The 9,280-nt window shown below is 69.8% G+C and carries 5 protein-coding genes; 2 read left to right on the top strand and 3 right to left on the bottom strand.

Annotation, left to right across the window (positions count from 1 at the left end):
* Positions 1 to 216: 216 nt before the first annotated feature.
* The gene (locus ACFC1R_RS37695) at positions 217 to 588 is read left to right on the top strand and encodes a hypothetical protein (RefSeq protein ID WP_375946245.1); all 372 of its coding nucleotides are present in this window, start codon (positions 217 to 219) and stop codon (positions 586 to 588) included.
* A 309-nt stretch (positions 589 to 897) separates the two neighbouring features.
* On the opposite strand, the gene ACFC1R_RS37690 is transcribed toward ACFC1R_RS37695, so the two are convergent.
* The gene (locus ACFC1R_RS37690) at positions 898 to 2,238 is read right to left on the bottom strand and encodes a GH1 family beta-glucosidase (protein WP_375946244.1); all 1,341 of its coding nucleotides are present in this window, start codon (positions 2,236 to 2,238) and stop codon (positions 898 to 900) included.
* A gap of 412 nt (positions 2,239 to 2,650) precedes the next feature.
* Here ACFC1R_RS37690 and ACFC1R_RS37685 point away from each other — a divergent pair, with 412 nt between their 5' ends.
* Complete coding sequence (locus ACFC1R_RS37685; protein ID WP_375946243.1) at positions 2,651 to 3,964, top strand: condensation domain-containing protein; 1,314 nt, start codon at positions 2,651 to 2,653, stop codon at positions 3,962 to 3,964.
* A gap of 167 nt (positions 3,965 to 4,131) precedes the next feature.
* Here the strand turns inward: ACFC1R_RS37685 and ACFC1R_RS37680 are convergent, their stop codons facing one another.
* Positions 4,132 to 6,135 carry a BTAD domain-containing putative transcriptional regulator gene (locus ACFC1R_RS37680; protein ID WP_375946242.1) on the bottom strand — a complete coding sequence of 668 codons (2,004 nt, stop codon included), beginning with the start codon at positions 6,133 to 6,135 and terminating at the stop codon, positions 4,132 to 4,134.
* 156 nt (positions 6,136 to 6,291) lie between these two features.
* On the bottom strand, positions 6,292 to 8,433 hold the full coding sequence (locus tag ACFC1R_RS37675) for a peptidase domain-containing ABC transporter (RefSeq protein ID WP_375946241.1): 2,142 nt from the start codon (positions 8,431 to 8,433) through the stop codon (positions 6,292 to 6,294).
* Positions 8,434 to 9,280 lie beyond the last annotated feature (847 nt).

Raw genomic sequence — 9,280 nt, 5'->3', positions numbered from 1 at the left:
CCACCCCACCGCGTCCCTGACCGGACCGCCGCACCTGCTGGCCGCGACCCTGCTCGGCGACCTCGATCTGAGCGCCGCGGTACAGCAAGGCCTGCAGCTCAGCGGCAATCGCGAGGCAGTACTGCGCATCCTGCCCCGCTGAACGACCGGCCGCGCGCGAGACTGCGACCTCAAGCCCTACCAAGTCTGCGCCGGTCTCGAAAACGGTCCTCTGCCGTGCGCAACGGGCTGCTGGGACCGGCTGCCGTGGCCGCGGCGATCACCACCACGGTCTCGCTCGGGCCGTGGCCAACGGAACCACAGCATCATGTCGCCGTGACCCGCGAGGGGCAGATGCTCCCGCACGCATGGGGGACCGAAATTCCCGTGGTACTGACCGGTCTGAATCCCGGTCGGACCTACCGTGTGCTGACCGCCAACGCCGCCGGGAATCGCGCCCTGGGCGGCGGCGTGCGCATCCCCGAGGGTGAGACCGTGCACATGAGGATCACGACGGCCGTACCACGCCAGGCCGTAGCGGTGGTGCTCGTGGAGGACGAGAGCGGCCGGGAGATGGCGCGGATGTCCGTTTCCCCGACTGCCCGATGACCCCAGCAGCGGACCGTGCCGGACTCCCGGAGAGGTCTGCGCTGTGCTTCCCCTCGTAACGCAGAGCTCTGACCCGATGTGGAGTTGAGGGCGGGTAAGCGACGTGGCGACGACGCCGAGTTCCGTGAGGGGGCGGTGTGGATCGTGCTGGAGACTGCACGACTTGTCCCCGGGCCGGACGGGCACGCCTCGCCCCGGTGGCCGGAACCCGTGGCGGCGGTTTCAGTTCCGCGCGCGGCAGATCGGTCCAACACCCCTGAGCCTGCGCGGCCCGCCCCCAAGCCGGCCGTACCTGTACGGCTCACAGCCTCAGCGTCGGCGCCGGGCCTGATGGGCCGCGATCAGGTCGCGGTACCACGCGTACGACGCCTTCGGGGTGCGCTGCTGGGTCGCGAAGTCGACGTGGACGAGGCCGAAGCGCTGGTGGTAGCCCTCCGCCCACTCATAGTTGTCGATCAATGACCAAGTGTAGTAGCCGCGGATGTCGATGCCTTCCGCCACGGCAGCGGCGAGGGCGTCGAGGTGGGTGGCCATGAAGTCGATGCGGGGCTGGTCGGGGACGGTGTCCTCGGTGACGGAGCAGCCGTTCTCGGTGATGGTGATGGGCGGGAGGGCCTTGCCGTACGAGTCGCGGAGTTGCAGGAGGAGTTGGGTGAGGGCCTCGGGGACGACGGGCCAGCCGAAGGCGGTGTGGGGGGCGTCGGGGATGTCGACGAGGGTGAAGGGGAGGGCGGGGTCGGTGGGGGCGGCGACGCGGGTGGGGTTGTAGAAGTTGAGGCCGAGGCCGTCGAGGCCGGGGGCGTGGATGAGGTCCACGTCGCCGGGGTGGACGGCACCGTAGATGTCGTCGGGGACGCCGAGGGTGGAGAGGTCGGGGTAGCGGCCGAGGAGGACGGGGTCGGTGAACAGGCGGTTGTGCAAGGTGTCGTAGGCCGCCGCGGCGGCAACGTCGGCGGGATCCGAGGAGGCCGGCCGGACGGGGGTGAGGTTGTTGGAGAGCATCGCCTCCAGACCGCGGTCGTGCAGGACCGAGGCGGCCAGGCCGTGGGCGAGGAGCTGGTGGTGGGCCGCCGGGAGGGCCTCGAACATCAGGGTGCGGCCGGGGGCGTGGGTGCCCAGCGCGTAGCCGAAGACGGTGTGGACGAAGGGCTCGTTGAGGGTGATCCAGGTGGGGATGCGGTCGCCCAACTCGTCGACCACCACGGCCGCGTACTCGGCGAAGCGGTAGGCGGTGTCGCGGTTGAGCCAGCCGCCGTGGTCCTCCAGGCCCTGCGGGAGGTCCCAGTGGAAGAGGGTGGGCAGCGGGGCGATGCCGGCTTCCAGCAGGGCGTCGACGAGCCGGTCGTAGAAGGCGAGTCCGGCGGGATTGACGGGGCCGCTGCCGGTGGGCCGGATCCGGGGCCAGGCGATGGAGAAGCGGTACCCGTCCAGGCCGAGGCCCTTCATCAGGGCGATGTCCTCGGGGTACCGGTGGTAGTGGTCGCAGGCCACCGCGCCGGTGTGCCCGTCGCGAACGGCGCCGGGGCGGGCGGCGAAGACGTCCCAGACGGACGGGCCGCGGCCGTCCTCCTCCACCGCCCCCTCGATCTGGTAGGCGGCGGTGGCGGCACCCCAGCGGAACCCCGCCGGCAGGTCGAAGCGGTCCGGCATGGCAGCCTCCTGACAGAAATGTGAGGAGAACTCATGTTACTGGCGCGGCGCCGAAACACCAGGGGTCGTCCGGGAAGCCCAAGGCGGTCGGCCACGGCACGTTCGGCAGGCCGGGCAGCGCCACCGGGAAGGAGATGCACCGCCGGCAGCCCGTCGAGTTCGCCGCGGAACTCGACGGGCTGTTGCCCGGCCCGTTGTCGAGGTCACCGCTGCGCCCTGCGGCCCGCTCAACCCGGCCGGCGCACTGAAATTCTCGTGAATTCCGACTTCCGGAAAATGAAGTCGGAATTCCCTAGGAGAAGGTCCGCATTGCATCTCCTTGACAGGGGATACAAGCCCGCTGTTCGATGGTTTCGGATTCAAAAGCCGCCGGTGTGCTTCGATCCGAAATCGAGTCTCAACAGGGGGACACATGCAGGCATCGACGGCCGCGCCCATGACGAGGTACCCGCTGACATCGGGGCAGTCCTCGTACTACGCCCAGATGCGGGCGCAGCCGGAGATGTCCGGCTCGCTCTCGGCCGCGTACCGGATCGAGGGCGAGCTCGATGTCGCGCGCTTCGCCGAAGCCGTTGCGCGAACGGTCGGACAGCACGACGCCCTGCGCATCGGCCTGTGCGACGACGGCCGGCTCGACGACCAGACCCAGCTGGTGCGCCATCAGCCGGACAGCGCCTCGCTGCTCTCCTGCCAGCAGGTCCGCAGCAGCTCGGAAGAGCAGTTCAGCCGGTACGCCCGGCTCGTCCACGGCAAGGACCTCGCGGAACCGTGGGATCTCAGCACGGAGTACCCGTTCAGGTTCCGCCTGCTGCGCCACTCGCCCACGGTTCACGCGTTTCTCGCCTCGTTCTCCCACATGGCCCTCGACGGCAGGGGCATGGCACTGGTCCTCCGCGACCTCTGGAACAATTTCGACCACGACACCACGCATCCGGACCGTCCGTCCGTGCCGCAGCGGCAGAGCTTCGTCCGGGCGGCCGAGCAGCACGCGGCCGGCGGATCGCCGCGGGCGGCCGGCTTCTGGCGGCAGCGCATCGCCGAGAACTGCCCGGCCGGCGAACCGCCGGCCGAACGGCCGGATACGACCGGCCAACGGCGGTGCGTGATCGCGCAGGCCACGGTCGGCGGGGCGGAGCGAACGATGCTGCGCGAGCGGGCGAGGGACCACGGCTGCACCGAGTTCCAGCTGACCATCGCCGCGCTCGCGCACGCGGTGCTCACCGAGGTGGCCACGGATGACCGTCTGCACGTCTGGTTGCCCATCGACGCCCGGTCCCCGGAGGATTTCGACACGTCGGGAATGTTCACCGTCTCCCTCCCGGTCGCGCTGCCCCGGACCGGGACCCTCCGCGAGATGACCCGGCTGGTGGGGACGGAGGTCATGGCCGTCGCAGCGAACCGACAGATGGACCACAGCACACTCGCTGCGCTCCAGACGTCGTTCCGGGAAAACGATACGAGGCGCGGCTGGAGCGTCGTGGCAAGCTATTTCAATCGGGCCCAGAACCCGGGAGAAAAGGCCGTCCAGGGCATCGTGGCACGTCCCGGAAGTTACCCGGCGGATTTCCAATACGAATCGAGAGGAGTGGAGCTGGCGGTGCTCGGCGGACCCGGGCCGCTCCACATCACCCTCGCCCTCGACCCGGTGTTCTCCGCGGACACCACAGCAGATCGCCTGTTGAGCGCCTTCAGCGCGGGGCTGGGCGGCATCCGTCTCACACGCTGAGCGGCGACGCGGGGCAGGGGCCTGCCAGGGACTCGTCGCGCCCGAGCCGCGGTGGCACAGCGCGGGCAACGGCCTGGCTGCGGAGCCTTGCGCTCTCCCCACCGCGCCGAGGACGCGACCCCCTGCGGCGCACCCGGATCGAACGATCCGGGTGCCCGGCTCGATCGTCAGCACTCTGCTTCGGCGTGGCGCGCGGAACCACCGTGGCGGCTGAGATTGATCACCTCGAGGGCCCTGCGGTGCGGCAGGCGGGTGGCAGGCGCCACGGCCGCGCCCTCGGCCTCGGACCGGGCGAAGCGACGTACGAGGTCACGCAGTTGGTAGCGGACCTCTCCGGTCCCGTCGGTACGGCGGGCATCGACCAACCGCAGGTCCACGAGTTCCTCGATGACATCGGCGGCGTCGATCTCCGAGAGGCCGAGGGGGCCCGTCGCGTCGGCGATGGTGAAGCTGCGTTCGTCCCAGGAGCCCAGCAGCAGGAACGCCTCGACGCTCTGCGGGTTCAGCCAGTGGAAGGTCGTGGCCAGGCTCGCCCGGATGTCGAGGTCGTTGTGGGTGAGCTCCGCCAGTCGGCGGTCCTCGTCGGCGAGCCGGTCGGCGAACTGGCGGAGCGACCAGTGCGGGCGCGCCAACAGGCGTGCCCCCGCGATGCGCAGGGCCAGCGGCGAGCCGTCGGTGAACCCCCCGATCCGCGCCGCCTGGGCGGGATCCGTCGACAGCCGCTCGGGCCCGATGATCTGATCGAGCATGCGCACCGCGTCGTCCGAACTCATCGCGTCCAGTTCGACGATGTGAGCGCCCTCCAGGCCGGTGAGCCGCCGGCGGCTGGTGATGATGGTGGCACTCGCCCCGAGCAGCGGCCGGACCTGGCGTTCGTCGGAGACATCGTCGAAGACGGTGAGCACATCGTCCCCCAGCACGGATCGGTACAGTTCGCCGAGCTCGTCCGGGGTCAGCGTCTCGTCGGGCTCCTCGACGCCCAGCATGCGCAGGAGCCGCTGCAGGGCCTGCTGCGACGTCACCGGGTCGGCGGACATGCCACGAAGGTCGATCTGGAACTGGCCGCCCAGGAAGCGGCTCTTCACAAGGTTCGCCACCCGCACCGCGAGGGCGCTCTTGCCCGTGCCCGCGTTGCCGGTGATCACGACGGTGGGCGGCACAGGGGCCGGCTCGACCAGGATCGTGCAGACCTGTGTGAGCTCCCGCTCCCGAGCGACGAAATCGCTGAGGTCCGGCTTGAGGTGGCACCGCTCGGCCCCGCCCGTGCTCGGGCGGCCGTTCGCCTTGCCGGCGTTCGGGCCCGCGTGCCTCTCGCTCCGGGAGTTCGGCGCAGTGGCCGTCACCGTCCTCCCGCAGGACAACGTGATCGTCCGGATCGGGTCGCCGGCCAGGATCTGGAGCTGGATCTCCTGCAGTTCCCTGGCCGGTTCGATCCCGAGCTCGGTGGTCAGCTTGCGGCGGCAGTCCTGGAACACCCTGAGCGCGTCGGCCTGGCGACCGGACCGGTAGAACGCGATCATCAGCAGGACCGCCAGGTGCTCGCGCAGCGGGTTCTCCACCAGCAGGCTGACCAGCTCGACCGCCGCCTCGGCATGTCGTCCGAGGGCGATGTCGATACCGATCCGGTCCTCCAGGGCCGACAGCCGCCGCTCGACCAGCCGACTCCGCTCGGCACCGAAGAACTCGGTGGAGAGCGGACCGAACGCGTCGCCGCGCCACAGCCCCAGTGCCGTGTCCAGGCGTTCGCGTGCCGTGTCCAGGTCGATGTCGACCAGCGCCACTCCCTCGGCCACCGTCTGCGTGAAGACGTTGAGGTCGACCTGGTCCCGGTCGACCAGCAGCGAGTAGCCGTTGTCGATGAGAGGGAGCAGCTCACTGGTGCGGGCGTCGCCGACGTCCGGGTCCAGGGCGCGGCGCAGACCGCCCACGTACTTGTGCACCAGGTTGCGCGGGTTTCCGGGCAGTTCTTCGCCCCAGACCGCCTCGATGATCTCGGAAATGGCGTGCGGCTGCCCGGTGGCCAGGAGCAGCCGGGCCAGCACGGCCCGCTGTCGGGCCGACCCCAGGTCGACCTCACGGTTGCCTCTCCAGGCGCGGATCGGGCCGAGCAGCGCGAATCGGAACGACTTGGCGATCTCATGCGGATCAGGGAACACGGGTATCACTCTCACGGTCGAGTCTCCTGCCGCGAGGCCGGCAGGACGAGCGACGGGGCGGCAGACGGGCGGCGGGGTCGGACGGGCGTCTCGTTCGTCAGTTCGTCAGTTCGTCAGTGCTCGGGTTCGGCGCTCTGCAGTCGGCGGTCCGCGGTCGGCGGTCCATCGGCGTCAACGCGTCAGGGCCTGGTAGGGGCCGGCCTGGAGGGACAGCTCATCCGGATGCCCGAGCTGCGCGATCCGACCCGCTTCGAGCACCACGACCTGGTCGGCGCTGTCGATGGCGGTGAGCCGGTGTGCGACCACGACCAACGTCATGGGCAGGCCGCGCAGCCGCGCGAAGATCTCCATCTCCAGGACCGGATCGAGCGCGCTGGTGGCCTCGTCCAGGATCAGCAGGCGCGGTTTGCGCACCAGCGCCCGCGCGAGGATGATCCGCTGACGCTGACCACCGGACACACCGCCGCCACCGGGGCCGAGCAGGGTGTCGTACCCCATCGGCATCCTGGCGATGTCCTCGTGGATACCGGCCAGTCGCGCGGCCTCGACGATCTCGGCCTCGGTCACCTCCGAGCCGCCCCAGCCGATGTTCTCCCGGATCGCTCCGGAGAACAGCCGGGAGTCCTGGTTCACGAAGGAGATGGATCGGCGGTAGTCGCCGGTGTCCACCGAGGCGAGGTCGCGTCCGTCCACCAGCACCGCCCCGCTGCTGGGCCGATGGAGCCCCGCGAGCAGGAGCGCGCAGGAGGACTTGCCCGATCCGGAGGCCCCCAGGATCGTGGTGAAGCTTCCGTCCGCCACCGTGAACGAGACGTCGCGGACCACCGCGGCCTGCCCCTCCTGGTAGGTGAAGGACGCCTCACGCATCTCGAGCGTCCCGCCGACGGCGCCGGCCTCGACGTCGCCGTTCCGGCGTTCCGGGGCCGTCTCCATGATGTCGCCCAGTTTGGTCAGTTCGGCGCCGATCCCGGCCACCTGGAAACCGACCTGGACGCAGTTGACCAGCGGAACCAGGAGACCCATGGCGAGCACGCTGAAGCCGAGCACGTCGCCCAGGCTCAGCGCGCCCGAGGAGAGCCGCCCCGTCCCCACGACCAGGATGATCAGCGGTGCGACCAGCTGCAGGGCGGAGCTGAGCGTCGAGGACAGCGTGAGCAGCTTCCGGCTGCGCAGTCGGGTGTTGAGCTCCTCGGCGAGGGTGTGACTCCAACGGTGACCGGCCGCACCCTCCATTCCGGCCGCCTTGATCGTGGCCATGCCGTCAAGGATCTCGACCAGTTCCGACTCGGCCCGCGAGCGGGCCTCCAGCGCGTCGGCGCTCGCGTACTCCTGACGGCGCCAGGTGACCACGAGGAGCAACACCTGCAGCAGGGCCACGCCGACGACCACCAACGCCAGTGCGGGGTCGATCAGGACCAGCAGGGTCATGTAGACCAGGATGAGGACGCCGTCGAAGACGCTCGCGAACGACGAGGCCGAGAAGACCTGACGGACCGTCGCGCTGGTCCGCACGCGCTGCAGCAGATCTCCCGGACTCCTGCTGGAGAAGAAGTCGTAGGGCAGCGCGAAGAGCCGGTTGAGTATGCCGAGGGTGACGTTCTCGTCCATCGCCGCCTGTATGACCAGGAAGGTCAGCGAACGGAGGAACTGCAGCCCGAAGTAGGCTCCGGCGAGGACGGGTATCGCCACCCACAGGTAGCCGACTCCGACGGTGTGACCCGGTACCACCTGGTCCACCACATACCGAGTGGCCAGCGGCATGCCCAAGTTGAACAGCATGAGGACCAACGAGCAGGCGGCGAAGGGAATCCAGCGGTAGCCGGTGGGGAAGAAGTGCCAGAGGTAGCGCCAGGAGCCCGCGCTCCTGCGCGCGGCGCGGCGGCTGCTCCAACTCCGCACCGTCTCCAGGGCCGGGGTGATCTGCAGGGCCACGCCGGTGAAGGAGGCTCCGGCCGTCTCCAGGCTCAACCGACGCCGCCCCAGCGCAGGATCCACGATGTGGACGGTGTCGCCGCGCACCCCTTCGAGCACGACGAAGTGCGCGAAGTCCCAGAACAGGATCGTCCCCGCCGGCAGGTGTCGCAGACCCTCGAGTTCGACGCGAACGCCGCGCGCGTTGAAGCCGTATGCGCGTGCCGCTTCCAGGATCTGACGCGCGGACACGCCGTCCCGGCCGGTGGCGGTCGCCTGACGGAGCTCCTGGATGGGGACGTCGACCCCGTGGTAGGCCAGGGCCATGGAGAGCGACACGGCTCCGCAGTCGCTGATCTGGGCCTGCAACCGCACCGGCACGCGGCGCTGGGGCCGGGGCATCCACCGTTTCCTGGCGCCGGACGGACGCTGTCCTTCCTCGGACGGCCGGAACGGGATCCGTACGAGGCGACCGGGTGCGACCTGGTGCCCGTATTCGCGTACGGCACCGCGCGCGGCGAGAGCCTGCTGCCGGAACCTGCCCGACAGGCCCGGTCGCGGGGTCGGGTGGCTGCTTTCTTCCGCAGTGTCCACTGTGCTCACCTGAGAGTTTCCGTCCATGCGGTCCGGGCTGCGGGACCGACGTTCGTGTTGGTGCGTGTTCCGGCCTGACCCGCTCCCGTCGGGAGCGGTGGCCCCGTCGTCCACCGGTCACACGCCGACGGGGCGCCCCGCCTCGGCCGGCTGCGCACGCGCGGGGTCCCTGGGGTGACGGTGGGTCGACCGTCACCGGGGCGTACCATGAAGCGGGCCTCCTGGCATCTCTTTCATGCCAGGAGGCCCGTTGGCATCGCCTTACAACATGGTGATGCGGTTCACGACGGACCGAGCCGCCATGGTGTGGCCGCCGACAATGTCGGCGAGCTCATCGATGCGTCCTGTCCCAGCGGGATTCAGGAAACGCACTTGGCGGGGCGAGCGACCAGGGCGTTGCCACCGACAACGTCGGCGAGCTCGTCGTCCGCCAGACCGGCGATCTCGACGTTCTCGAACTCGATCTTCTCCATGCTATTCACCTCCAGCCACGGAATTCAGAGCCATCGACGCGTCCTGTCCCAAAGGGATTCAGGAAACGCACTTGGCGGGGCGGGCAACCAGGGCGTTGCCACCGACAACGTCGGCGAGCTCGTCGTCCGCCAGACCGGCGATCTCGACGTTCTCGAACTCGATCTTCTCCATGCTATTCACC

The organism is Kitasatospora sp. NPDC056138 (genome assembly GCF_042264695.1).
Classification (GTDB): Bacteria; Actinomycetota; Actinomycetes; order Streptomycetales; family Streptomycetaceae; genus Kitasatospora.
The sequence above is the reverse complement of the archived record's forward strand: the minus strand, read 5'-3'. Positions and strand labels throughout refer to the sequence as shown.

What these genes read in the sequence shown, in the direction of transcription:
- ACFC1R_RS37675 (WP_375946241.1), bottom strand. Translation starts at nt 8,433, where the DNA reads ATGCCCCGGCCCCAGCGCCGCGTGCCGGTGCGGTTGCAGGCCCAGATC.
- ACFC1R_RS37685 (WP_375946243.1), top strand. Translation starts at nt 2,651, where the DNA reads ATGCAGGCATCGACGGCCGCGCCCATGACGAGGTACCCGCTGACATCG.
- ACFC1R_RS37690 (WP_375946244.1), bottom strand. Translation starts at nt 2,238, where the DNA reads ATGCCGGACCGCTTCGACCTGCCGGCGGGGTTCCGCTGGGGTGCCGCC.